21 protein-coding genes and 1 other annotated feature are annotated in these 22922 nt (G+C 56.7%); of the genes, 13 read left to right on the forward strand and 8 right to left on the reverse strand.

Going from position 1 to position 22922, the window contains the following annotated elements:
• Window positions 1-249: 249 nt before the first annotated feature.
• The 3 genes from MT962_RS01645 to ykgO all read left to right on the forward strand — a co-directional run bounded on the left by MT962_RS01645 (window position 250) and on the right by ykgO (window position 2684).
• Window positions 250-2154, forward strand: coding sequence for a methyl-accepting chemotaxis protein (locus tag MT962_RS01645; RefSeq protein WP_247364286.1), 1905 nt, complete (start codon window positions 250-252; stop codon window positions 2152-2154).
• Window positions 2155-2279: 125 nt separating this feature from the next.
• Window positions 2280-2540: a type B 50S ribosomal protein L31 gene (locus tag MT962_RS01650; RefSeq protein ID WP_188723143.1), complete on the forward strand. Its 261-nt coding sequence runs from the start codon at window positions 2280-2282 to the stop codon at window positions 2538-2540.
• A gap of 3 nt (window positions 2541-2543) precedes the next feature.
• A complete protein-coding gene (gene ykgO / locus MT962_RS01655; RefSeq protein ID WP_247364294.1) occupies window positions 2544-2684 on the forward strand; it encodes a type B 50S ribosomal protein L36 in 141 nt (46 codons plus the stop codon).
• A 33-nt stretch (window positions 2685-2717) separates the two neighbouring features.
• On the opposite strand, the gene MT962_RS01660 is transcribed toward ykgO, so the two are convergent.
• The 6 genes from MT962_RS01660 to acrA all read right to left on the reverse strand — a co-directional run bounded on the left by MT962_RS01660 (window position 2718) and on the right by acrA (window position 9648).
• Window positions 2718-3221: a YlaC family protein gene (locus tag MT962_RS01660; protein ID WP_024557396.1), complete on the reverse strand. Its 504-nt coding sequence runs from the start codon at window positions 3219-3221 to the stop codon at window positions 2718-2720.
• 122 nt (window positions 3222-3343) lie between these two features.
• Complete coding sequence (maa, locus tag MT962_RS01665; RefSeq protein WP_247364296.1) at window positions 3344-3895, reverse strand: maltose O-acetyltransferase; 552 nt, start codon at window positions 3893-3895, stop codon at window positions 3344-3346.
• Between the two features lie 272 nt (window positions 3896-4167).
• Window positions 4168-4386, reverse strand: coding sequence for an HHA domain-containing protein (locus MT962_RS01670; protein WP_024557394.1), 219 nt, complete (start codon window positions 4384-4386; stop codon window positions 4168-4170).
• 28 nt (window positions 4387-4414) lie between these two features.
• Window positions 4415-4789: an Hha toxicity modulator TomB gene (tomB, locus tag MT962_RS01675; RefSeq protein WP_024557393.1), complete on the reverse strand. Its 375-nt coding sequence runs from the start codon at window positions 4787-4789 to the stop codon at window positions 4415-4417.
• A 439-nt stretch (window positions 4790-5228) separates the two neighbouring features.
• The gene (gene acrB, locus MT962_RS01680) at window positions 5229-8378 is read right to left on the reverse strand and encodes a multidrug efflux RND transporter permease subunit AcrB (RefSeq protein WP_247364298.1); all 3150 of its coding nucleotides are present in this window, start codon (window positions 8376-8378) and stop codon (window positions 5229-5231) included.
• A 22-nt stretch (window positions 8379-8400) separates the two neighbouring features.
• Entirely contained in the window at window positions 8401-9648 is a 1248-nt protein-coding gene (gene acrA, locus MT962_RS01685) for a multidrug efflux RND transporter periplasmic adaptor subunit AcrA (protein WP_024557391.1), read from the reverse strand.
• A gap of 144 nt (window positions 9649-9792) precedes the next feature.
• Here acrA and acrR point away from each other — a divergent pair, with 144 nt between their 5' ends.
• Both acrR and mscK read left to right on the forward strand, forming a co-directional pair.
• On the forward strand, window positions 9793-10428 hold the full coding sequence (gene acrR / locus MT962_RS01690) for a multidrug efflux transporter transcriptional repressor AcrR (RefSeq protein WP_024557390.1): 636 nt from the start codon (window positions 9793-9795) through the stop codon (window positions 10426-10428).
• Between the two features lie 124 nt (window positions 10429-10552).
• Window positions 10553-13912, forward strand: a complete 3360-nt coding sequence (gene mscK / locus MT962_RS01695) for a mechanosensitive channel MscK (RefSeq protein ID WP_024557389.1) — start codon at window positions 10553-10555, stop codon at window positions 13910-13912.
• A gap of 34 nt (window positions 13913-13946) precedes the next feature.
• Here the strand turns inward: mscK and rsmS are convergent, their stop codons facing one another.
• Complete coding sequence (gene rsmS / locus MT962_RS01700) at window positions 13947-14105, reverse strand: pleiotropic regulatory protein RsmS (protein ID WP_071788473.1); 159 nt, start codon at window positions 14103-14105, stop codon at window positions 13947-13949.
• A 33-nt stretch (window positions 14106-14138) separates the two neighbouring features.
• On the reverse strand, window positions 14139-14666 hold the full coding sequence (priC, locus tag MT962_RS01705) for a primosomal replication protein PriC (RefSeq protein ID WP_048887232.1): 528 nt from the start codon (window positions 14664-14666) through the stop codon (window positions 14139-14141).
• A gap of 66 nt (window positions 14667-14732) precedes the next feature.
• Between priC and MT962_RS01710 the strand changes: the two genes are divergently transcribed.
• From MT962_RS01710 to hemH, 8 genes are all read left to right on the forward strand, one after another.
• Window positions 14733-15110 (forward strand): DUF454 family protein, encoded by a 378-nt coding sequence (locus MT962_RS01710; protein ID WP_247364301.1) that lies wholly within the window; start codon window positions 14733-14735, stop codon window positions 15108-15110.
• A gap of 148 nt (window positions 15111-15258) precedes the next feature.
• Window positions 15259-15810, forward strand: coding sequence for an adenine phosphoribosyltransferase (gene apt / locus MT962_RS01715; protein ID WP_247364303.1), 552 nt, complete (start codon window positions 15259-15261; stop codon window positions 15808-15810).
• A gap of 182 nt (window positions 15811-15992) precedes the next feature.
• Window positions 15993-17909 (forward strand): DNA polymerase III subunit gamma/tau, encoded by a 1917-nt coding sequence (dnaX, locus tag MT962_RS01720; RefSeq protein ID WP_024557385.1) that lies wholly within the window; start codon window positions 15993-15995, stop codon window positions 17907-17909.
• Window positions 17248-17312 (forward strand) — a sequence feature (DnaX frameshifting element). Its footprint overlaps the gene before it by 65 nt.
• Window positions 17910-17989: 80 nt before the next feature.
• On the forward strand, window positions 17990-18322 hold the full coding sequence (locus tag MT962_RS01725; RefSeq protein ID WP_002892173.1) for a YbaB/EbfC family nucleoid-associated protein: 333 nt from the start codon (window positions 17990-17992) through the stop codon (window positions 18320-18322).
• Window positions 18322-18927 carry a recombination mediator RecR gene (recR, locus tag MT962_RS01730; protein ID WP_024557384.1) on the forward strand — a complete coding sequence of 202 codons (606 nt, stop codon included), beginning with the start codon at window positions 18322-18324 and terminating at the stop codon, window positions 18925-18927. Before MT962_RS01725 ends, recR begins: the two co-directional genes overlap by 1 nt.
• A gap of 108 nt (window positions 18928-19035) precedes the next feature.
• Window positions 19036-20910, forward strand: coding sequence for a molecular chaperone HtpG (gene htpG, locus MT962_RS01735; protein WP_024557383.1), 1875 nt, complete (start codon window positions 19036-19038; stop codon window positions 20908-20910).
• A 251-nt stretch (window positions 20911-21161) separates the two neighbouring features.
• Window positions 21162-21806 carry an adenylate kinase gene (adk, locus tag MT962_RS01740; protein ID WP_024557382.1) on the forward strand — a complete coding sequence of 215 codons (645 nt, stop codon included), beginning with the start codon at window positions 21162-21164 and terminating at the stop codon, window positions 21804-21806.
• Between the two features lie 127 nt (window positions 21807-21933).
• Complete coding sequence (gene hemH, locus MT962_RS01745; RefSeq protein WP_024557381.1) at window positions 21934-22896, forward strand: ferrochelatase; 963 nt, start codon at window positions 21934-21936, stop codon at window positions 22894-22896.
• Window positions 22897-22922 lie beyond the last annotated feature (26 nt).

Raw genomic sequence — 22922 nt, forward strand, 5'->3', positions numbered from 1 at the left:
TTTTCTGCCGACCAATACCCTTAATTTCTAAGTTATGTACGGGCAGGGTTCGAAGCATTTGCAGCGGTTGCATAAGCGAAAGTATTTCAAAATGTTTCATTAAACCGGAAAGGTTTGTGTCAGATCAGCAAGTTAGTTTCGGCCTGAAACCATTAGCTTTTACGCAGATCTATTTTTCATTCAAGTTTACCCGCCGCCTGCCGTTGTCCACCAAAGGCGCACCGCCAGACAGCCAGCAGGTATCTGATTATGTTAAGAACGACCCAATCCCGTTTTATTGTGGCTCTGTGTCTCTTTTTCGCCGTGTTGACGGGGGTGACCATGTTGGTCATTCATTTTTTCGTCACGCCGCAAATTAAACGCAGTGAAACTCAGCTGATTCGCTATGAGGTCGGCAATGTGGCCGTCAGCATTGTTGAACAGATGAACCGCGTGCAGGCGCAGATGCGCACCGTCACCCAGACCGCTGCGGCGATGCAGAGTGAAGAGATTGACCGCCTGCTGCCCGCGCTTGTCGATCAATATAAAGATGTGAATGTGTTTGGCGGCGGCATCTGGCCGCTGCCGGAGAAACGGGAGGCGGGACGCAATAAGTTCAGCACCTTCTTTGCCCGCAACCCCAGCAGCAATCAGCTGGAGGTGAATACCTACTGGAACTCGGAAGCGGCGCCGAACTATTACGAGCAGGTGTGGTACAAAGCGGGCCTCGCTTCGCCTGCCGGACAGTGCGCCTGGGCTAACGCCTATCAGGATGACGCCAGCCCGCAGCCGCGCACCAACTGCGCGATGGCCATCACCAAAGACGGGGAGCCGTGGGGCGTTGCCACCATCGACGTCACGCTCGGCTTTTTCAACCAGCTGGCGAAGCAGATGGATGAAGCTATCCAGGGACGCGTGCTGATTGTGGAAGCGGATGGCAAAATCGTCGGCAACGCCGATCAGATTGGTAAAACCGCCAGCCTGAAAAACCTCTCAGAGATGGGCGCAAACCCGATGGCGCAGACCGTGAAGGCGATGCTGAACGGTTATCAGGCGGGACAAAGCGGCGAGCAGGAGTATGACAACGAGGGCGAATCGCATACGGTGATGCTGCAGGCGATTAAAGGCAGCCCGTGGATTATCGCCGTTGACCTGCCGACTTCGCTGCTGACGCAGCAAACCAGCACCATCATGGGGCGCCTGAGCATGGTGCAGATCCCGATGGCGCTGCTGCTGCTCGGCGTGCTGGTGCTGTTCATTCGCTCGCTGATGCGCCGTCTGGCGGATTTGAATCACAACATCAGCCGCCTCTCCGCGGGCGGCGCAGATTTGACCCAACGTCTTGAGCCGACCAGCAGCCCGGAGTTCAACGCCATTATCGACAGCTTCAACGGCGTGATTGCTTACCTGCAAACCATGCTGCGTCAGGTCGGCGACAGCGCGCGGGCTATCTCTTCCGCGTCGCAGCAAATCTCTACCGGCAACCAGGATCTCTCGGCGCGAACTGAAGACCAAGCGAGCTCTATTGAAGAAACCGCCGCCTCAATGGAGGAGCTGACCAGCACTGTTCGCCAGAACGCGGACAACGCCGCGCATGCCAACAAGCTGGCGCATGAAGCTTCGCAGGTCGCGGAGCGGGGCGGCGAGGTAGTGAAGCAGGTCGTGACGACCATGAGCAGCATTCAGGCTTCGTCCGGCAAGGTGGTGGATATTATTAGCGTCATCGACTCCATCGCCTTCCAGACCAATATCCTGGCGCTTAACGCGGCGGTGGAAGCGGCGCGCGCAGGCGAGCAGGGCAGGGGCTTCGCGGTAGTGGCGCAGGAAGTACGCAACCTTGCGCAACGCTCGGCGCAATCCGCCCGTGAGATTAAGCAGCTTATTGAAACCTCTGTCAGCAATATCGACGTGGGAACAGAACTGGTGACTGAAGCGGGCGCCACGATGGAAGAGCTGTTGCAGGGCGTGCGCAATGTCACCACGCTGATGGGCGAAATCATGTCCTCCAGCCGTGAGCAAAGCGCGGGCATTGAGCAGGTAAATATCGCCATTAACCAGCTCGACAGCACCACTCAGCAGAACGCCGCGCTGGTGCAGGAAGTCTCAGCGGCTTCCCACTCAATGACCGAACAGACGCAGCAGCTCGATCTGGTGGTTGCTGGCTTCCGTCTCTGACCCCTGGCGCGTCGGTTTACCGGCGCGCTTATCCTTTCTTCTTCGCTTTTTCTCTCTGTCCCTTGCAATTGTCTGCCAACGCCCTTACGATATTGATACGTTATAACATATCAAATGAGGCGGATATGAAAGAGAACATTCATCCCCATTACCGCACCGTGGTGTTTCATGACACCAGCGCGAATGAGTACTTCAAAGTGGGTTCGACCATGAAAACCGATCGCGAGATTGAGCTCGACGGCGTGACTTATCCCTATGTCACCATTGATGTCTCTTCGGCTTCGCACCCTTATTACACCGGTCGCCAGAAAACCTTCGCTAACGAAGGCAGCGCCGCCCGTTTCCGCCAGCGCTATGCGGGCTTTATCAATGTAAAACGGGGCTAAACCATGCAGGTGCTGAATTCATTACGTAACGCGAAGGCGCGCCATCCGGACTGCCACATTGTGAAGCGTAAAGGGAGACTGTATGTGATTTGTAAATCTTACCCGCGCTTTAAGGCGGTGCAGGGCAGAAAAAAACGACGTTAAGCAAAACCCCCGCTTGCAGGCGGGGGTTTTATTTTAACGGGCAGGGACAGGCGCGGACATTGACGCCGGGAGCGGCGCTACGCCTTTATCCAGCGAATAGATATCGTAGAACGAGAGTTCGCCTTTTCGGGCGAGCATTTTATTCAACATCGCTTTTTGCTCTTCGCTGATGCGCGGCGAGTGCTGGATCTCGTCAATCAGGGAAGGCGGCACGAAGCGCGTGTTATACCACTCCCCGTTGTAGCAAACCCGCAAGTCCAGCACGTCGATATCTTCGTAGCGGTAGCGCGGATTCACATCAAAAAAGAAAAAGCCGTTCAGCAGAACGAAAAGCACCACCAGCAGCCAGACGGAGCCCGCGAGCGTTTCGGACTGCAACATCACCGCCAGCGTGGCAAGCCAGCCGACATACATGGCGATGAAAAGCCAGGGGTGGTTGCGAATAAAGCTAATGCTGAAGCGTGGACGATTGTCGCGCTTTTCTTTGCGATTAAGCTCGTCGATAGTGGCGATAAGCAGGCGCTGTATTTCTGTCATGCAAAACCTTTCTGTTGCGTTGCGCAAGGACGGGGTGACGAAACCATTTTACTGGCGCGCAGAGGCGTTAAAAAGTAACAGAAGGCGCCGAAATAGCTATAACAGTTTGGCGCCTGTGCTGGTTAAAGCGTTTTTATTACGCGCGCCGGATTGCCTACGGCGACGCTGTTGTCAGGGATATCGTGCGTTACGACGGCCCCGGAACCAATGACGACATTATGGCCGATAGTGACGCCCGGATTAATAATAGCCCGTCCGCCAATCCAGACGTTATCGCCAATCGTCACCGGTTTGCCATATTCCGCGCCGCTGTTGCGCGCCGCCGGGTCCAGCGGGTGCGTGGCGGTATAAATATGTACGCCTGGCGCGAGCATGCAGTTATTGCCTATACGCACCGGGCAAACATCCAGAATCACGCAATCAAAATTGGCGTAAAAATCGTTGCCGACGAAAATGTTATAGCCATAATCGCAGCGAAATGGCGGCTCAAAATAAGCGTTTTTCCCTGCGCCCAGCAGTTCGTTAAGAAGCTGGTTGCGCAACGCTTTCTCTTCCGGCTCGCTGTGATTAAAGGCGTGCAGGCGTTGTCGCGCGCGCAGGCGGTCCGCTTTAAGCGTCGGGTCTTCCGGGCGATAAAGCTCGCCGGCGATCATTTTGCGTTTTTCTTCACTCATATTTTGTCTACCTGACGGTATCTGCCCAGGGCCGTTATCGGTGTCTGTAAGGTAATACAAAATAGTGAGAAAAAATATGAGGAGCGGAACCGCTGGCGCTATATCAGAAACAGTTACGGAGCCATGTTAATGGAGCGGCAAACCCGGCGCGGTAAATCAGCCAGATGGCTCAACACTAACATGGCGTCGACAGCAACGCGTAACGTCAACCCGAGACGCGGAAAACGCACGACTTATTAAAGGGTGCTCAAAATTAAAGGACTTACAAAAAATTAACGTACAAATTTCCACACTGAAGTAGGGATTTTGTCGTAGAGCTTATTCATGGTCAGCTCTGCGAGACGATGATCGGCAGCGGAATAAAAAACCGCCAGTTCATTGTCAGATAATTCGTATTTGTTTTTTTCAATAACGCGCTCAAGAGTATCGATCGTCTGACAGCGTCGCAGTCGCATTAAATAATCAATTTTAGTGAGTGGTTTGGTAGACATCGTTGCACCTTAACTGCTTGTAATAGTTTTAAAAAGAGAGACTCACCGGATTGGCGCGGCTGGCGTTGACGAAGCAGCGAAACAGGCGATTCCCGGATTTACGCCATTTCTGCAAATCCTGCGCATTAATGCCGTAATTGCTGAACAACATAAAAGTATCATCCAGATATTCATCAATTTGTTCAATCAGCACATTGTCTTCCTCATACTTAATTTTGTAATTAAGTGCGAAGCTGGCGATATGCTCAATCAGTTCATTCAACTGCAGGTTGACCGCTGAGGTCGGGTCGTTAACCCACCCATGATTACTCTCACCCAGATTAGCGAGACAGTCATGATACAGGCTTTCACAGAGGAATTTTAGCTGGGCTATATCATGCCGTTTTGGTGAGTATTCGTCCATACGCAACCCCCTTTTTAGCGAAAATTTTTACCACGTGACGGCTGAGGGGCAGATACTTCACTTATATGAAGGCTTCGGTCTCCATTTTCAATCTGCTTTAACTATAAAACAGGCTTTTGGATTTTTCCTCGCGCTATTACGAAAAATTACAATTAATCGGTTAAGCCTCTCGATCATATAGGCAAAACTGAATATCCACGTTAAGAGCGCGCGCCTTTACGGTTCGGCTATCCAGCTTTTAACTATAAATAACCCGAACCTTCTTTTCTGTGGAATAGTCACTAATACTGACGGCTTATTTATGAGAATAATCTTAGTATTTATTGATGACGAATATTAATAACCCTGATGTTAATGGGCGAGTCAGAAAGAATAAACCGGGAATAACGCGAGGGATAATTAGGCTAAAAAGAAAAGGCCGCTTGCGCGGCCTTTTAGATTAATGATGCTCAACCGGATGGCTGTGCTCAATGTCTTCGTTCTTACGACTGAAGCGGCGGCGCACCACCACAAAGAAGACCGGCACGAAGAAGATAGCCAGTACGGTTGCGGTCACCATGCCGCCCATTACGCCGGTGCCCACGGCGTTCTGCGCGCCGGAGCCTGCGCCGGAGCTGATAACCAGCGGCATTACCCCGAGGATAAACGCCAGTGAGGTCATCAGAATCGGACGCAGACGCATACGCACCGCGTCCAGCGTCGCTTCTATCAGGCCTTTGCCTTCTTTTTCCATCAGATCCTTGGCGAATTCCACAATCAAAATGGCGTTCTTCGCCGACAGACCGATGGTGGTCAACAGGCCCACCTGGAAGTAAACGTCGTTGTTCAGGCCGCGCAGCGAGGCCGCCAGCAGCGCGCCGATAACGCCGAGCGGCACCACCAGCATGACCGAGAACGGAATCGACCAGCTCTCATACAGCGCGGCGAGACACAAGAACACCACGATAAGCGAGATGGCGTACAGGGCAGGGGCCTGGTTGCCGGAGAGGCGTTCCTGATAGGACATGCCGGTCCAGTCATAGCCAATCCCGGTCGGCAGTTTAGACGCCAGCTCTTCCATCATCGCCATCGCCTCACCCGTACTCTTGCCCGCAACCGCCTGACCCTGGATTTCCATCGCAGGCAGACCGTTATAGCGCTCCAGTCGTGGCGAACCATACTCCCAGCGCGTGGTTGAGAAGGCGGAGAAAGGCACCATCTGGCCGTCAGCGCCGCGTACGAACCAGCTGTTGATATCGTTTGGCAGCATGCGGTACTGCGCTTCAGACATCACGTACACTTTCTTCACGCGACCACGGTCGATGAAGTCGTTAACGTAGCTGCCACCCCACGCTGCGCCCAGCGTAGTATTGATATCGCTGATGGAGACGCCCAGCGCCTGCGCTTTCTCCTGGTCAATATCAATCTTGAACTGCGGCGTATCTTCCAGGCCGTTTGGACGGACCTGAGAGAGCAGGTCAGGGTGCTGCGCCGCTTCGCCAAGCAGCTGGTTACGCGCCTGAGTCAGCTTCTCATGCCCCAGGTTCGCCTGGTCGATAAGCTCGAAGTCAAAGCCTGTCGCGGTGCCCAGTTCGACGATAGCCGGCAGGTTAAAGGCGAAGACCATCGCATCTTTAATCTGTGAGAAGCGGCCCATCGCACGACCGGTAATCGCCTCGACTTTGTTTTCCGCGCCAGGACGCTCATCCCAGTTTTTCAGCGAAACGAACGCGATACCGGTGTTCTGGCCGCGACCGGAGAAACCAAAGCCGTTAACGGTAAAGACAGAGTTAACGTTCGCTTTCTCTTTGGTCAGGTAGTAGTCGGTTACCTCGTCGAGCACTTTCTGGGTGCGCTCTTGCGTCGCGCCCGCCGGCAGCTGCGCCATGGTCAGGAAGACGCCCTGGTCTTCATCCGGCAGGAAGGAGCTTGGCAGTCGAACAAACAGGTACGCCATGCCCACCACGATGATCAAATAAAGCAGCAGATAACGACCGGTGCTGCGCAGGATGTTGCCTACGCTGTCGGTGTAATGGTGCGCGCTCTTATCGAACATGCGGTTAAACCAACCGAAGAAGCCTTTTTTGCCTTCGCCGTGGTCGCCTTTCGCCACAGGCTTAAGCAGGGTGGCGCAAAGCGCAGGGGTCAGAATCAACGCCACCAGCACCGACAGCACCATCGCGGAAACGATAGTTATCGAGAACTGACGATAGATAGCGCCGGTCGAACCGCCGAAGAAGGCCATCGGAATAAACACCGCCGAGAGCACCAGGGCGATACCCACCAGCGCGCCCTGGATCTGCCCCATGGATTTGCGCGTCGCCTCTTTAGGCGGCAACCCGTCTTCCACCATGACGCGTTCGACGTTCTCCACCACCACGATGGCGTCATCCACCAGCAGACCGATGGCGAGCACCATACCGAACATGGTAAGGGTGTTTATCGAGTAGCCAAACGCCGCGAGGATGGCGAAGGTGCCCAGCAGTACGACCGGTACGGCGATGGTCGGGATCAGCGTCGCGCGGAAGTTCTGCAGGAACAGGTACATCACCAGGAATACCAGCACGATAGCTTCAACCAGCGTTTTTACTACTTCGTTGATTGAAATTTTCACGAACGGCGTCGTGTCGTACGGGTAAACTACTTTCAGACCGGCCGGGAAGTAAGGTTCAAGCTCGGCGATGGTCGCGCGAACCGCTTCTGCGGTATCGAGCGCGTTCGCGCCGGTAGCAAGCTTAATCCCGAGACCCGCAGCAGGCTGGCCGTTGAACTTCGCGATAACGTCGTAGTTTTCGCCGCCGAGCTCCACTTTCGCCACGTCGCGCAGGCGAACCTGCGAACCATCCTGATTCACCTTCAGCAGGATTTTGCTGAACTCATCAGCAGAGGTCAGGCGGGTTTGCGCGATTATCGAGGCGTTAAGCTGCTGGCCTTTTACCGGCGGCGCGCCGCCAAGCTGGCCTGCCGCCACCTGGGCGTTCTGCGCTTTGATGGCGTTGATAACGTCAACCGGAGTGAGCTGGAAGTTGTTCAGCTTGTTCGGGTCAAGCCAGATACGCATCGCGTACTGCGAGCCGAACAGCTGCACGTCGCCCACGCCGCTGGTACGGCTAATCGGGTCTTTAATGGTGGCGCCCACGTAGTCAGCGATATCTTCCTGCGTCATCGACCCATCGGTGCTTATCATGCCAAGCACCATCAGGAAGCTGCTGGAAGATTTCTCAACGCTTACGCCCTGTTGCTGCACTTCCTGCGGCAACAGCGGCATCGCAAGCTGCAGCTTGTTCTGCACCTGCACCTGGGCGATATCCGCATCGGTGCCGGATTCAAACGTCAGGGTTATCTGGACGGTACCCGAGGAGTCGCTGGTGGAGGACATGTACATCAGGCCATCGATACCGTTCATGTTCTGTTCGATAACCTGCGTTACGGTATCCTGCACCGTTTTTGCGTCAGCGCCCGGGTAAGTGGCGTTAATCGTCACGGCTGGCGGCGCAATGGAAGGATATTGCGCGATGGGCAGGTTCATAATGGACAATGCCCCCGCCAGCATGATGATGATGGCGATCACCCACGCAAAGATGGGGCGATCGATAAAAAACTTAGCCATGTCTTAACGGCTCCTGTTTAAGTTAAGACTTCGGTTGCTCTGACTGACCGCCTGCGTTGGCGGCTTCGCCTGAGCCAGCTTGTTGCTGATTCTGTTGCGGATTCTGCTGTTGTTGCTGGTTTTCCTGGTTTGCTGCCACTTCCTGCGCTTTTACCTGCGCGCCAGGGCGCACTTTTTGCAGGCCAGTGATAATCACGCGGTCGCCCGCTTTCACCCCGTCGGTTACCAGCCACTTATCGCCGATAGCCTGGGCAGTGGTAACCGGACGCACTTCGACTTTATCGCCTGCGCCAACCACCATTACTGTCGCTTCCCCGCGCGGCGTACGGGCTACGCCCTGCTGCGGCACCAGAATGGCGTTCGGGTTAACCCCTTCTTCCAGACGGGCGCGAACAAACATGCCCGGCAGCAGCGTGCGATCGGGGTTCGGGAAAATAGCGCGCAGCGTAATGGAGCCGGTGGTTTGATCCACTGTCACGTCAGAGAACTCGAGGGTGCCTTGTTGCGGGAATTTCTGTCCATCCTGCGTCAGCAGCTCGACTTTCGCCTTACCGTTTTCCTGTTGCAGACTGCCGTTCGCCAGCTCTTGTTTCAGGCGCAGGAAATCGTTGCTCGACTGCGTCACGTCGACATAAATCGGGTCCAGCTGCTGAACAGTCGCCAGCGCCGTAGTCTGGCCGTTCTGCACCAGCGCCCCTTCGGTCACGTTGGATTTACCAATGCGGCCGCTGATAGGGGAGGTGACTTTGGTGTAGGCGAGGTTGATTCGCGCGGTTTCTACGGCCGCTTTGGCTGCGACGACGGCGGCGTTAGCCTGCTGGGCTTCCGCCTGCGCGTTGTCAAAATCCTGCTGGCTGATGTACTTGGTGCCAATCAGGCGCTGGTAACGCTTTAACGTCACCTGAGCGATATTCGCTGCCGCCTGCGCTCGCGCCAGATCCCCTTTAGCGCTCTCATAAGTCGCCTGATAGGTCGCCGGATCAATCTGATAAAGCGAGACACCCGCTTCAATATCACTGCCTTCCGTGAAGTTACGCTTCAGGATAATGCCGCTTACCTGAGGCCGAACTTCCGCTACGCGGTACGCGCTGGTGCGGCCCGGCAGGTCAGTGGTTATTTGTAGAGGTTCGCTTTTCAGCGTTACAACACCGACCTCGGGCGCTTGCGGCGCTTGTTGCTGTTCCTGTTTATCGTCACATCCTGTAAGCGCTAAGCCGCCTGAGAGCATCAGAACGATCGCCAGAGGCGTAAGCCCTCTGTTTTTGTTCATATCAAAACCTCGAGTGTCCGATTCCAAAAATTGATCAATGGATCAAAAGTCTATAAACCCATTGCTGCGTTTATATTATCGTCATGCTATGGTACATACATTCATAAATGTATGTAAATCTGACTCCCCTGTTTTCATCGACCTATGGCACGAAAAACCAAACAGCAGGCGCTGGCGACGCGACAACATATTCTGGATGTGGCTTTAAAGTTGTTTTCGCAACGGGGTGTTTCGGCCACTTCCCTTGCCGATATCGCGCAAGCCGCGGGGGTTACGCGTGGCGCTATTTACTGGCACTTCAAAAATAAGTCTGATTTATTTAGCGAGATCTGGGAATTATCAGAGGCAAGCATTGCCGATCTTGAAATTGAGTATCGGGCAAAATTTCCTGACGATCCACTCTCAGTTTTAAGGGAAATTCTGGTCTATATACTCGAAGCGACAGCCGCCGAGGAGCGGCGTCGTTTGATGATGGAAATTATTTACCATAAATGTGAGTTTGTCGGCGAAATGGCGGTAGCGCAACAGGCGCATCGCAATCTCTGCCTGGCAAGCAATGAACGTATTGAGCAGAGCCTTCAGCTATGCATGCAGGCGGGGTTATTGCCGCAGACTTTACTGGTACGTCGCGCCGCTATTTTGATGCGCAGTTATATTTCCGGGCTGATGGAAAACTGGCTCTTCGCGCCGGAGATGTTTGATTTACAAAGCGAAGCGCGAACCTACGTCGCGATTCTTCTCGAAATGTATCAATTCTGCCCGACGCTGCGCGCCAATTAGCAGGTCGGATTTCTCCTGGAGGGTTGGCGCTTCGCTATTCCAGGGACGGAAGGCATGGTATTCTCTGCGCCACGCAGGCGGCCGCGAAACCCTTTCGCAGCCCGTAATGACACATTCAACGACTATGCAGCTCAACATCCCTTTGCGGAACCTTATTTCCGTTATTTTTTTCGCCTTCGTCCTGGCGTTTGGCACCTTGCTGCCCGCCGCCTCCTTTGCGCAGACGGTCAGCGAGACGCCCACGCGTGCGGAAGTCCAGTCGCAGTTAGACGCGCTCGGCAAGCAAAAAAACCTTTCGCCGCAGGATAAGCTCGTTCAGCAGGATTTGACGCAAACGCTGGAAACGCTCGACAAAATCGAGCGCGTGAAGCAGGAGACCGTCCAGCTTCGCCAGCAGGTAACCCAGGCGCCGGAAAAAATGCGTCAGGCGACGGAGAACCTGAACGCGCTGAACAACCAGGAAAGCGACGACGCCACGCGCCAGATGCTGAACGCGCTTTCGCTGCGCGGGCTGGAAACGCGAGTGACCTCCGTGCTGGACGATTTACAGGCCGCGCAGGCGGATCTCTCCACCTTCAACAGCCAGCTGGTGTCGCTGCAAACCCAGCCGGAGCGGGTTCAGAACGCCATGTACGCCGCTTCCCAGCAGCTTCAGCAGCTTCGCAACCGCCTGAACGGCACCGCGCCGGGCGAAGAGACATTGCGTCCCTCGCAGCAAACGCTGCTGCTGGCCCAGCAGGCGCTGCTTAACGCGCAGATAGATCAGCAGCGTAAAAGCCTTGAAGGCAATACCACGCTTCAGGATTCGCTGCAAAAACAGCGCGACTACACGACCGCGCATATTAACCGCCTTGAGCACCAGCTTCAGCTGTTGCAGGAAGCGGTAAACAGCAAACGTCTGACCATCACGGAGAAGACGGCCCAGGAAGCGGTCACGCCGGAAGACGCCAGCCGCATTCAGAACAACCCGTTGGTTAAGCAGGAGCTGGATGTTAACCATCAGCTGAGCCAGCGGCTTATTACCGCCACCCAGAGCGGCAACGAGCTGGTGCAGCAGAATATCCGGGTGAAAAACTGGCTCGACCGGGCGTTGCAGTCGGAGCGCACGCTTAAAGAGCAGATCTCGGTGCTCAAGGGCAGCCTGCTGCTTTCGCGCATTCTTTACCAGCAACAGCAGACTCTGCCTTCGGCCGATGAGCTGGAGGATATGACCAACCGCATCGCGGATTTGCGTCTTGAACAGTTCGAGGTCAACCAGCAGCGCGACGCGCTGTTCCAGAACGATGCTTTTGTCGCGAAGCTGGAAGAGGGGCATACCGCTGAGGTGAATGACGACGTTCACGACGCGCTGTTGCAGGTTGTGGATATGCGCCGCGAACTGCTCGACCAGCTCAATAAGCAGCTTGGCAACCAGCTGATGATGGCCATCAATCTGCAAATCAACCAGCAACAGTTGATGAGCGTCAGCACGAACCTGCAGGAAATACTGACCCAGCAGATCTTCTGGGTAAACAGTAACCGCCCGATGGACTGGGAGTGGATTAAATCGTTCCCGAAAGGGCTGCATGACCAGATCAAAGGCATGAAGCTGACGTTCAACTGGGAAAAAGCCTGGCCGTCGATGGTGAAAGCGTTCCTCGCCGGGCTGCCGCTGCTGCTTATCGCCGGGCTTATCCGCTGGCGCTTCGGCTGGCTGCGTCAATACCTTGCGAAGCTCGCAGGCGAAGTAGGGCAACTGCGTAACGACAGCCAGCTCCATACGCCGAAAGCCATTCTTATCAACCTCATCCGCGCTTTGCCGGTTTGTCTTATCATTCTTGCGGTAGGGTTGATCCTCTACATGATGCAGTTGAACATCAGCGACCTGCTGTGGGCCTTCAGCAAAGAGCTGGCGCTGTTCTGGCTGGTGTTCGGCCTCTGCTGGCGCGTGCTGGAGAAAGAGGGCATGGCAGTGAGCCATTTCGCGATGCCTTCCACGCTCACCAGCCACTGGCGTCGTCAGATTGTACGCGTGAGCCTTGCGCTGCTGCCGCTGCTCTTCTGGTCGGTCGTGGCGGAACTGTCGCCGCTGCATCTGATGGATGATGTGCTCGGCCAGTTTATGATCTTCCTCAACCTGCTGCTTATCGCCGCGCTGGTGTGGCCAATGTGCCGGGAAAGCTGGCGCGATAAAGAGTCGCATACCATGCGCCTGGTCACCGTAACCGTGCTCTCTATTGTGCCGGTGGCGCTGCTGGTGCTGACCGTTACCGGTTACTTCTACACCACGCTGCGTCTGGCTGGCCGCTGGATTGAGACCGTTTATCTGGTGATTATCTGGAACCTGCTCTATCAGACCGTGCTGCGCGGTCTGAGCGTGGCGGCGCGTCGCATCGCCTACCGCCGCGCGCTTGCGCGTCGGCAGAACATGGTGAAAGAGGGCGCCGAAGGGGCGGAGCCGGTAGAAGAGGCGACGCTGGCGCTGGATCAGGTTAACCAACAGACGCTGCGTATTACCATGCTGGTGATGTTCGCGCTGTTCGGCCTGGTCTTCTGGGCTATCTGGTCTGATTTAATCACCGTGTTCGCCTATCTCGACAGCATCGTGCTGTGGCATTACAACGGCACCGAGGCCGGGGCGGCGGTCACGAAAAATGTCACCATGGGCAGCATCCTGTTCGCGCTGGTGGCCTTCACCGTCGCCTGGGCGCTGATCCGCAACCTGCCGGGTTTACTGGAAGTGCTGGTGCTCTCGCGCCTGAAAATGCGCCAGGGCGCCTCGTACGCCATCACCACTATCCTCAACTATGTGATTATCGCCGCAGGCGCCATGACGGTCTTCGGCTCGCTCGGCGTTTCGTGGGACAAGTTACAGTGGCTGGCGGCGGCGCTGTCGGTTGGTCTGGGCTTTGGTCTACAGGAGATTTTCGGTAACTTCGTCTCCGGTCTGATAATCCTGTTTGAGCGCCCGGTGCGCATTGGCGATACGGTGACCATCGGCACCTTCTCAGGAACGGTCAGCAAAATCCGTATCCGCGCCACGACCATTACCGACTTTGACCGCAAAGAGGTCATTATCCCCAACAAAGCGTTTGTGACCGAGCGCCTGATTAACTGGTCGCTGACCGATACGATCACGCGCGTGGTGATCCGCCTGGGCGTGGCGTATGGATCGGATCTGGATAAAGTGAAAGCCATCCTGCTGCAGGCGGCGATGGAGCACCCGAAAGTGATGCACGACCCGGAACCGGCGGTTTTCTTCACCACTTTCGGGCCAAGCACGCTGGATCACGAATTGCGCCTCTACGTGCGTGAACTGCGCGATCGCAGCTATACGGTGGATGAACTTAACCGCACCATTGACCGGCTGTGTCGTGAAAACGGCATTAACATCGCTTTTAACCAGCTTGAGGTTCACCTGCACAATAAAAAAGGCGAACAGCATACCGAAGTGAAACGCGATTTGGGTAAAGAGGCAGGCGAAGACAAGCGCCTTGCCGGTTAAGCACCACAAGGGCGGCTCAGGCCGCCCTTGTTAGTTAATCGCTCTCGCGAGCTTCCTGCGCTTTACGTAAATAGTCCTGACGCACAATGTCCAGCGCCGCCAGTACGGTTTGCGGCGGGATCTGGTGGTTTTCCAGCAGCATGATTAAGTCGACGGCGAGCTTCACCTCGTCCGGGGCGTGATCGAGCGACATCGCACTCTCCTTATAAAATCTTTCTTTAAAGCATTAGCGCGTCATACGCGAAAGCGCCTGCTCAATTCTCATTAGCGCGGCGCGGCAGCGTGCAAGACGACCGTCCAGCGCCTCCAGCTCGCGCTGCAAACGCTGTTGCCCGCTGAGCGTTGATTCTGTTGCCAGCAGCCGCTCGCGCTCGCTTTTCATCGCCAGCAGCCTGCGCTCATAGTCCTGATGCTGCAACAGCCGTGCGTTCATTCTGCCAGCCGCGAGGTGAGCGCTGTCATAGCGGCGCAGCGGCCAGGTGGCGGCTTCGCGCTGTAAAGCGGCTATCTGTCCGGCAAGATGCGGCGCAAGCCAGGCGACCTGCTCGGTTTTATTTTGCGCGACAAAGGCTTCCAGCTGAGTAAGATGAGCCTTAATTTCCGCCAGATAATCGCCGATGCGGGTGCCGCGGGCGCGGAAAAGCTGACGGTCAAAACGGGGGCTGAGCGTCTGGTGAGGCGCAAGCGGCGCGAGAAGGGCGGCGAGGTCCGCCACATGTGCCTGTAACGATTGCAATAATAGGGCCGTTTTCATTCTCATCTCCGCAAAGCCCTGGGCGAGCTGTGCTACAGTAACGCTCTTCTTGATGTGGGAAGACTTATGCAAAGGACCATTTTACTCATCATCGGCTGGCTGGCGGTAGCCCTGGCCACTCTCGGCGTGGTGCTGCCTTTGCTGCCCACAACGCCTTTTTTACTGCTGGCCGCCTGGTGCTTCGCCCGCTCATCCCCACGTTTTCATGACTGGCTGCTTTATCGTTCGTGGTTTGGCGGCTATCTGCGCTTCTGGCAACAACATCGCGCCATGCCGCCCGGCGCGAAGCCGCGCGCTGTCGCCTTTATCCTCATTACCTTTGCCATTTCGCTTTGGGTAGTGAATATTCTTTGGGTGCGCATGTTGTTGCTGGTTATCCTTTGCGGGCTGCTGATTTTTATGTGGCGCATTCCGGTTGCTGATGAAAAGCAACAAAAGCCCTGAAGCGCAGTTGCAGTTGTTGCAATTGCGGCGCGCAGCCAGTAAATTCGAGCGTTTTCGAGTACAGGCGCGATTGGTTAAAGGCTGAACAACTTCACTTTTTCCCTTCGTTCGCCCTGTGAGTAATACCGTTTTTATCAGGCAACTATCCATGACCGCGACTGCGCAGCAGCTTGAATATCTTAAGAACAGCATTAAAAGCATTCAGGATTACCCAAAACCGGGCATCCTGTTTCGTGACGTAACCAGCCTGCTGGAAGACCCGAAAGCCTACGCCCTGAGCATTGAATTGCTGTTGGAGCGTTATAAAAACGCCGGCATCACCAAAGTGGTGGGCACCGAAGCGCGCGGTTTTCTCTTTGGCGCGCCTGTCGCGCTGGCCCTTGGCGTAGGTTTCGTTCCGGTGCGCAAGCCGCGTAAACTGCCGCGTGAAACCATCGCTGAGAGCTACGAGCTGGAGTACGGCACCGATCAGCTGGAAATTCACGTCGACGCCATTAAGCCGGGCGATAAAGTGCTGGTGGTCGATGACCTGCTGGCGACCGGCGGCACCATCGAAGCGACCGTGAAGCTCATCCGCCGCCTGGGCGGCGACGTGTCCGACGCAGCCTTTATTATCAACCTGTTTGATATCGGCGGCGAAGCGCGTCTCAACAAGCAGGGCATCACCTGCTACAGCCTCGTGCCGTTCCCCGGCCACTGATCGGCGACGCTTTGTTGAGGCAGGATAAGGCCTGCGCCAGGATAACGTCGGCGCATTGCGTTATCCTGCTTCATTAAAGCAAAAGCATAAAACAGGACGTGTATATCAGCCTCGCCCATCGGGTGGGGCTATGTTAGCATTACCCCTTCAGAATTCACCTTTCAGCGTTTCAGAGCCTGCCCATGAGTTATCAGGTCTTAGCCCGTAAATGGCGCCCCCAAACCTTTGCTGACGTCGTCGGCCAGGAGCACGTGTTGACGGCTCTGGCGAACGGGTTGTCGCTGGGCCGCATTCACCACGCTTACCTGTTTTCCGGCACGCGCGGCGTAGGGAAAACTTCCATTGCCCGCCTGCTGGCGAAGGGGCTGAACTGTGAAACCGGCATCACCGCCACGCCCTGCGGCGTGTGTGAAAACTGCCGCGAAATCGAACAGGGCCGCTTTGTCGACTTAATCGAAATCGACGCCGCCTCGCGCACCAAAGTGGAAGATACCCGCGACTTGCTGGATAACGTGCAGTACGCGCCAGCCCGCGGCCGGTTTAAAGTCTATCTTATTGACGAAGTGCATATGCTCTCGCGTCACAGCTTCAACGCGCTGTTGAAAACGCTGGAAGAGCCGCCTTCGCACGTTAAATTCCTGCTCGCCACCACCGACCCGCAAAAGTTGCCGGTGACGATTCTTTCACGCTGCCTGCAATTCCATCTGCGTGCGCTGGATGTAGAGCAGATCCGCAATCAGCTCGACAGGATCCTCACCCAGGAGCAGGTAGCTCACGAGCCGCGCGCCCTGCAACTGCTGGCGCGCGCCGCCGACGGCAGCCTGCGCGACGCGCTGAGTCTGACCGACCAGGCCATCGCCAGCGGCGACGGCGAAGTCTCTACCCAGGCGGTGAGCGCGATGCTCGGCACGCTGGACGACGACCAGGCGCTGTCGCTGATTGAGGCGCTGGTGGCGGCGAACGGCGACCGCGTGATGGCATTGCTTAACGACGCCGCCGCGCGCGGCGTGGAGTGGGAGTCGCTGCTGGTGGAGATGCTCGGCCTGCTGCACCGGGTGGCGATGGCGCAGCTGTCGCCCTCGGCGCTCGGCAATGATGTCGCGGCCCTTGAGCAGCGCTTGCGCGAACTCGCTCGCACTGTGCCGCCTGCCGATGTGCAGCTCTATTACCAGACCCTGCTGATTGGTCGCAAAGAGCTGCCCTGGGCGCCGGACAGACGCATGGGTGTAGAGATGACCATGCTGCGGGCGCTGGCGTTCCACCCGCGCGCGCCGTTGGCGGAACCGCAGCCGGAGGCTGCGCCGCGGCAAATGGTTGACTTGCCGATAGTCAACGCCACGCCGGAACCGAAGCCTGCGCCGCCGCCGCGAGAGGCGGCGACCCCGCTGCCGGACACCACAAGCCAGGTGCTTCAGGCGCGCAGTCAGCTACAGCGCGCGCAGGGAGCGACCAAACTAAAAAAGAGTGAACCGGCAGCGCCAGGCGACGCGCGGCCGGTAAAAACTTCCGCGCTGGAACGTCTGGCGGCCGTGACCGAGCGCGCTCAGGCGCGCCCGGCGGCTGAAGAGGCAAAACCGGCGAAGAAAGAGGCGTACCGCTGGAAAGCGCAAAACCCTACAGAAAAAATTGTCGAGCCGGTCGCGACGCCGAAAGCCCTTAAGCAAGCGCTGGAGCATGAGAAAACACCAGAGCTTGCCGCGAAGCTTGCCGAAGAGGCGATTGAGCGTGACGCCTGGGCGGCGGAAGTGAGCCGCCTGCAGGTGCCGAAGCTGGTTGAGCAGGTGGCGCTCAACGCCTGGAAAGAGCAGGACGGCGCAACCATTACGCTGCATCTGCGCCCGAGCCAGCGTCATCTGAACTCCGCTTCGGCGCAGAAAACGCTGGCCGAGGCGCTGGGCGTGTTATACGGTGCGCCGGTTGAACTGACTATTATTGAAGATGATAATCTCGCGCAGCGCACGCCGCTGGAGTGGCGGCAGGCTATCTATGAAGAGAAGCTGGCGCAGGCGCGGGAATCGATAATCGCGGATGCCAATATCCAGACGCTGCGGCGCTTTTTCGACGCAGATCTGGACGAAGAGAGCATTCGTCCCCTTTGACGGGCGGCGCTGTCGCCTGTTGTAACCCCTGGCCTCGCGTATCGGTCACCGATAGCGACCTGAAGCAAAGAGAGAAGCTTATGTTTGGTGGTAAAGGCGGTCTGGGCAACCTGATGAAACAGGCCCAGCAGATGCAGGAAAAAATGCAGAAGATGCAGGAAGAGATCGCGCAGCTGGAAGTCACTGGTGAATCTGGCGCGGGTCTGGTGAAGGTCACCATCAACGGTGCGCATAACTGCCGTCGCGTGGAGATCGATCCGAGCCTGCTCGAAGATGACAAAGAGATGCTCGAAGATCTGGTCGCTGCCGCTTTCAATGACGCCGCGCGCCGCATTGAAGAGACGCAGAAAGAGAAAATGGCTTCCGTCTCCGCCGGCATGCAGCTGCCGCCGGGCTTCAAGATGCCGTTCTGATGCAAACCAGTCCTCTGCTGACACAGCTGATGGAAGCGCTGCGCTGCCTGCCGGGCGTGGGCCCGAAATCGGCGCAGCGTATGGCGTTCGCGCTCCTGCAGCGCGACCGCAGCGGCGGCATGCGTCTTGCGCAGGCGCTGACCCGCGCGATGTCGGAGATCGGCCACTGCGCCGACTGCCGCACCTTCACCGAGCAGGAGGTCTGCAACATCTGCTCGAACCCGCGTCGTCAGGAAAACGGCCAGATTTGTGTGGTGGAGAGCCCGGCGGATATTCACGCCATCGAGCAGACCGGACAGTTCTCCGGCCGCTACTTTGTGCTGATGGGCCATCTTTCGCCGCTCGACGGCATCGGCCCGGAGGATATCGGTCTTGACCGCCTTGAGCAGCGTCTGGAACACGAGCCGCTCAAAGAGGTGATCCTCGCCACCAACCCCACGGTGGAAGGGGAGGCGACCGCCAACTACATCGCCGAGCTTTGCGCTCAGTACGGCGTAGAAGCCAGCCGTATCGCCCATGGCGTGCCGGTTGGCGGCGAGCTGGAAATGGTCGACGGCACCACGCTTTCGCACTCGCTGGCGGGCCGTCACAAGATTCATTTTTAAACAAACGGGGGAGCGTTGCGTTCCCCCGCTTGAAATCTCCGTTACGCATCCCCATCTCTGCCTCACCATTCGTTGACATGTTGTCTGTATTGTTGAGGTATGACACCCATGAAAGGACAAGAGACCCGTGGCTTTCAGTCAGAGGTAAAGCAGCTTCTGCACCTGATGATCCATTCTCTCTATTCAAACAAAGAGATTTTCCTGCGTGAGCTCATCTCCAACGCCTCGGACGCCGCCGACAAGCTGCGCTTCCGCGCGTTGTCGAACCCGGATCTGTACGAGGGCGACGGTGAACTGCGCGTGCGCGTCTCTTTCGATAAGGACCAGCGCACCCTGACTATCGCCGACAACGGCATCGGCATGACCCGCGACGAGGTGATTGATCACCTGGGTACCATCGCCAAGTCCGGCACCAAAGCGTTCCTGGAGTCGATGGGCTCCGACCAGGCGAAAGACAGCCAGCTTATCGGGCAGTTCGGCGTGGGCTTCTACTCCGCCTTTATCGTGGCGGATAAAGTCACTGTGCGCACCCGCGCGGCGGGCGCAGGGGCCGATGAAGCGGTGTTCTGGGAGTCTCAGGGCGAAGGCGAATACACCGTCGCCGATATCAACAAAGCCGACCGCGGCACCGAAATTACGTTGCACCTGCGCGAAGGGGAAGATGAGTTCCTCAACGACTGGCGCGTGCGCTCGATTATCAGCAAATACTCCGACCATATCGCGCTGCCGGTAGAGATTGAAACCCGCGAGGAGAAAGATGGCGAAACAGTCGTCTCCTGGGAAAAAATCAACAAGGCGCAGGCCCTGTGGACCCGCAGCAAAGGCGAAATCAAGGACGAAGAGTACAACGAGTTTTACAAACACATCGCCCACGATTTCACCGACCCGCTGACCTGGAGCCACAACCGCGTAGAAGGTAAGCAGGAGTACACCAGCCTGCTTTATATCCCGGCTCAGGCGCCATGGGATATGTGGAACCGCGACCATAAACACGGCCTGAAGCTCTACGTGCAGCGCGTCTTTATCATGGACGACGCCGAGCAGTTCATGCCGAACTACCTGCGCTTCGTACGCGGCCTGATTGATTCTAACGATCTGCCGCTGAACGTCTCCCGTGAAATTCTCCAGGACAGCAGCGTCACCCGCAACCTGCGCACCGCGCTCACCAAACGCGTATTGCAGATGCTGGAAAAACTGGCGAAGGACGACGCTGAAAAATACCAGACTTTCTGGAAACAGTTCGGCCTGGTGCTGAAAGAGGGCCCGGCGGAAGATAACGCTAACCAGCAGGCCATTGCGAAACTGCTGCGCTTTGCGTCCACCCATACCGATTCCGCTGCGCAGACCGTGTCGCTTGAAGAGTATGTCTCCCGCATGAAAGAAGGGCAGGAGAAGATTTACTACATCACCGCTGACAGCTACGCGGCGGCGAAGAGCAGCCCGCACCTTGAGTTGCTGCGTAAGAAAGGCATCGAAGTGCTGCTGCTTTCCGACCGCATCGACGAGTGGATGATGAGCTATCTCACCGAGTTTGACGGCAAAGCGTTCCAGTCTGTCGCTAAGGCGGATGAGTCGCTGGATAAGCTGGCGGACGAAGTGGACGAGAAAGCCAAAGAGGCGGAAAAAGCGCTGGAGCCGTTTGTTGAGCGCGTGAAAACGCTGCTGGGCGACCGCGTGAAAGAGGTCCGTCTGACCCATCGTCTGACCGATACGCCGGCCATCGTCACCACGGAAAACGACGAGATGAGCACGCAGATGGCGAAGCTTTTCGCGGCGGCGGGCCAGGCGGTGCCGGAAGTGAAATATCTCTTTGAGCTGAACCCGGATCACCCGCTGGTGAAACGCACCGCCGACACTCAGGATGAAGCGCAGTTTAAAGAGTGGGTAGAGCTGCTGCTCGACCAGGCGCTGTTTGCCGAGCGCGGTACGCTGGAAGATCCCAACCAGTTTATCCGCCGCATGAACCAGCTGCTGGTTTCCTGATAGCGCCTGGGGCGGGTGGCGCTGCGTTTACCCGCCCGATAAGCGTTCATGATTGATAACAGTGAAAGCGGACAAGCGTCAGCCTTGCCCGCTTTTTTTATCGCATGATTGCAAAGCCGCTTTTTTTCTCATCCGCACGGGCGATGAAACCATTCACCACGCCCGCCTTCCTTGTCGTGATACGGCCTTTAATGGTATGGTTTTCGCTTCAAATAACGTTGTAAAAATCCAAACGTATGGAGAATTACGCAATGCGTATTATTCTGCTCGGCGCTCCGGGCGCAGGTAAGGGGACTCAGGCACAATTCATCATGGAGAAATACGGCATTCCGCAAATCTCCACCGGTGACATGCTGCGCGCCGCGGTAAAATCTGGCTCTGAGCTCGGCAAACAGGCAAAAGACATTATGGACGCCGGCAAGCTCGTCACTGACGAACTGGTTATCGCCCTGGTAAAAGAGCGCATTGCTCAGGATGACTGCCGCAACGGCTTCCTGCTGGACGGCTTCCCGCGCACCATTCCGCAGGCAGACGCCATGAAAGACGCGGGCATCAACGTTGATTATGTGCTGGAGTTTGATGTACCGGACGAGCTGATTGTCGAGCGCATCATCGGTCGTCGCGTACACGCCGCTTCCGGGCGCGTTTACCACATCAAATTTAATCCGCCGAAGGTGGAAGGCAAAGACGACGTGACCGGCGAAGAGCTGAGCACCCGTAAAGACGACCAGGAAGACACCGTGCGTAAGCGTCTGGTGGAATACCATGCGATGACCGCGCCGCTTATCGGTTACTACCAGAAAGAAGCGCAGGCGGGTCACACCAAATACGCGAAAGTTGACGGCACCAAAGCGGTCAGCGAAGTACGCGCAGAGCTGGAAAAGATCCTCGGCTAATCGCGCTGCCTCACCCGGCGTCCTGTCGGGTGAGAAAATTTCTCATTTCCCCTTTTGCTGCAATTGGTTCATCTTAAGCGCTTATCAGCTACAATTATCAGCCAGTTAGAATGATTAAGGTGTGGTAATGAGTCTGGAAAAAACAGGCGTACTGCTGGCGAACCTGGGGACCCCTGATGCTCCCACGCCCGCCGCCGTGAAACGCTATCTGCGACAGTTTCTGAGCGACAAACGCGTGGTGGATACGCCGCGTATACTCTGGTGGCCGCTGCTGCGCGGGGTTATCCTGCCGCTGCGCTCGCCGCGCGTGGCGAAACTCTATAATTCCATCTGGATGGAAGGGGGCTCGCCGCTGATGGTCTATAGCCGTCGTCAGGAGCAGGCGCTGGCCGAAGCCCTGCCGGATGTGCCGGTGGCCCTCGGCATGAGCTATGGGCAGCCGTCGCTGGAAAGCGCAGTGAAAAAGCTGCTCGATCAGAACGTCGATCGCATTGTGGTGCTGGCGCTCTATCCGCAATATTCCTGCTCGACGGTGGCGGCGGTATGGGATGAGCTTTCGCGCATTTTTGCCCGCTACCGCAAGCTGCCTTCGCTGAATTTTATTCGCGATTACGCCGATAACAGCGCGTATATCAATGCGCTGGCGGAAACGGCGCGTCGCTCCTTCGCCGTTCACGGCGAGCCGGACCTGCTGCTGCTCTCCTATCACGGCATTCCGCAACGCTACGCCAACGAAGGGGATGACTACCCGCAGCGCTGCCGCGACACGACCCGCGAGCTGGTCTCCGCGCTGGGTCTGCCGCCGGAAAAAGTGATGATGACCTTCCAGTCGCGCTTTGGCCGCGAACCCTGGCTTACGCCGTACACCGACGAAACGCTAAAAATGCTCGGCGAGAAAGGGGTGAAGCATATTCAGGTGATGTGTCCGGGCTTTGCGGCGGATTGTCTGGAGACGCTTGAAGAGATAGCCGTGCAAAACAAAGAGATTTTTATGCACGCCGGCGGCGAGAAGTATGAATATATTCCGGCGCTCAATGACGAGCCTTCTCATATCGCCATGATGGCGGAGTTAATCGGGCGTTATCGCTGATCGCGCCTGGGCGGGGGAGTGTGCTA

Source organism: Franconibacter sp. IITDAS19, assembly GCF_023079515.1.
GTDB classification, from domain to species: domain Bacteria; phylum Pseudomonadota; class Gammaproteobacteria; order Enterobacterales; family Enterobacteriaceae; genus Franconibacter; species Franconibacter pulveris.

Coding starts and splice junctions, on each gene's coding strand:
- htpG (WP_024557383.1), top strand. CDS start 19,036: ATGAAAGGACAAGAGACCCGTGGCTTTCAGTCAGAGGTAAAGCAGCTT.
- MT962_RS01670 (WP_024557394.1), bottom strand. CDS start 4,386: ATGTCTACCAAACCACTCACTAAAATTGATTATTTAATGCGACTGCGA.
- adk (WP_024557382.1), top strand. CDS start 21,162: ATGCGTATTATTCTGCTCGGCGCTCCGGGCGCAGGTAAGGGGACTCAG.
- maa (WP_247364296.1), bottom strand. CDS start 3,895: ATGAGTGAAGAAAAACGCAAAATGATCGCCGGCGAGCTTTATCGCCCG.
- MT962_RS01645 (WP_247364286.1), top strand. CDS start 250: ATGTTAAGAACGACCCAATCCCGTTTTATTGTGGCTCTGTGTCTCTTT.
- apt (WP_247364303.1), top strand. CDS start 15,259: ATGACCGCGACTGCGCAGCAGCTTGAATATCTTAAGAACAGCATTAAA.
- ykgO (WP_247364294.1), top strand. CDS start 2,544: ATGCAGGTGCTGAATTCATTACGTAACGCGAAGGCGCGCCATCCGGAC.
- MT962_RS01725 (WP_002892173.1), top strand. CDS start 17,990: ATGTTTGGTGGTAAAGGCGGTCTGGGCAACCTGATGAAACAGGCCCAG.
- MT962_RS01650 (WP_188723143.1), top strand. CDS start 2,280: ATGAAAGAGAACATTCATCCCCATTACCGCACCGTGGTGTTTCATGAC.
- priC (WP_048887232.1), bottom strand. CDS start 14,666: ATGAAAACGGCCCTATTATTGCAATCGTTACAGGCACATGTGGCGGAC.
- acrR (WP_024557390.1), top strand. CDS start 9,793: ATGGCACGAAAAACCAAACAGCAGGCGCTGGCGACGCGACAACATATT.
- MT962_RS01710 (WP_247364301.1), top strand. CDS start 14,733: ATGCAAAGGACCATTTTACTCATCATCGGCTGGCTGGCGGTAGCCCTG.
- acrB (WP_247364298.1), bottom strand. CDS start 8,378: ATGGCTAAGTTTTTTATCGATCGCCCCATCTTTGCGTGGGTGATCGCC.
- mscK (WP_024557389.1), top strand. CDS start 10,553: ATGCAGCTCAACATCCCTTTGCGGAACCTTATTTCCGTTATTTTTTTC.
- tomB (WP_024557393.1), bottom strand. CDS start 4,789: ATGGACGAATACTCACCAAAACGGCATGATATAGCCCAGCTAAAATTC.
- MT962_RS01660 (WP_024557396.1), bottom strand. CDS start 3,221: ATGACAGAAATACAGCGCCTGCTTATCGCCACTATCGACGAGCTTAAT.
- dnaX (WP_024557385.1), top strand. CDS start 15,993: ATGAGTTATCAGGTCTTAGCCCGTAAATGGCGCCCCCAAACCTTTGCT.
- recR (WP_024557384.1), top strand. CDS start 18,322: ATGCAAACCAGTCCTCTGCTGACACAGCTGATGGAAGCGCTGCGCTGC.
- hemH (WP_024557381.1), top strand. CDS start 21,934: ATGAGTCTGGAAAAAACAGGCGTACTGCTGGCGAACCTGGGGACCCCT.
- acrA (WP_024557391.1), bottom strand. CDS start 9,648: ATGAACAAAAACAGAGGGCTTACGCCTCTGGCGATCGTTCTGATGCTC.
- rsmS (WP_071788473.1), bottom strand. CDS start 14,105: ATGTCGCTCGATCACGCCCCGGACGAGGTGAAGCTCGCCGTCGACTTA.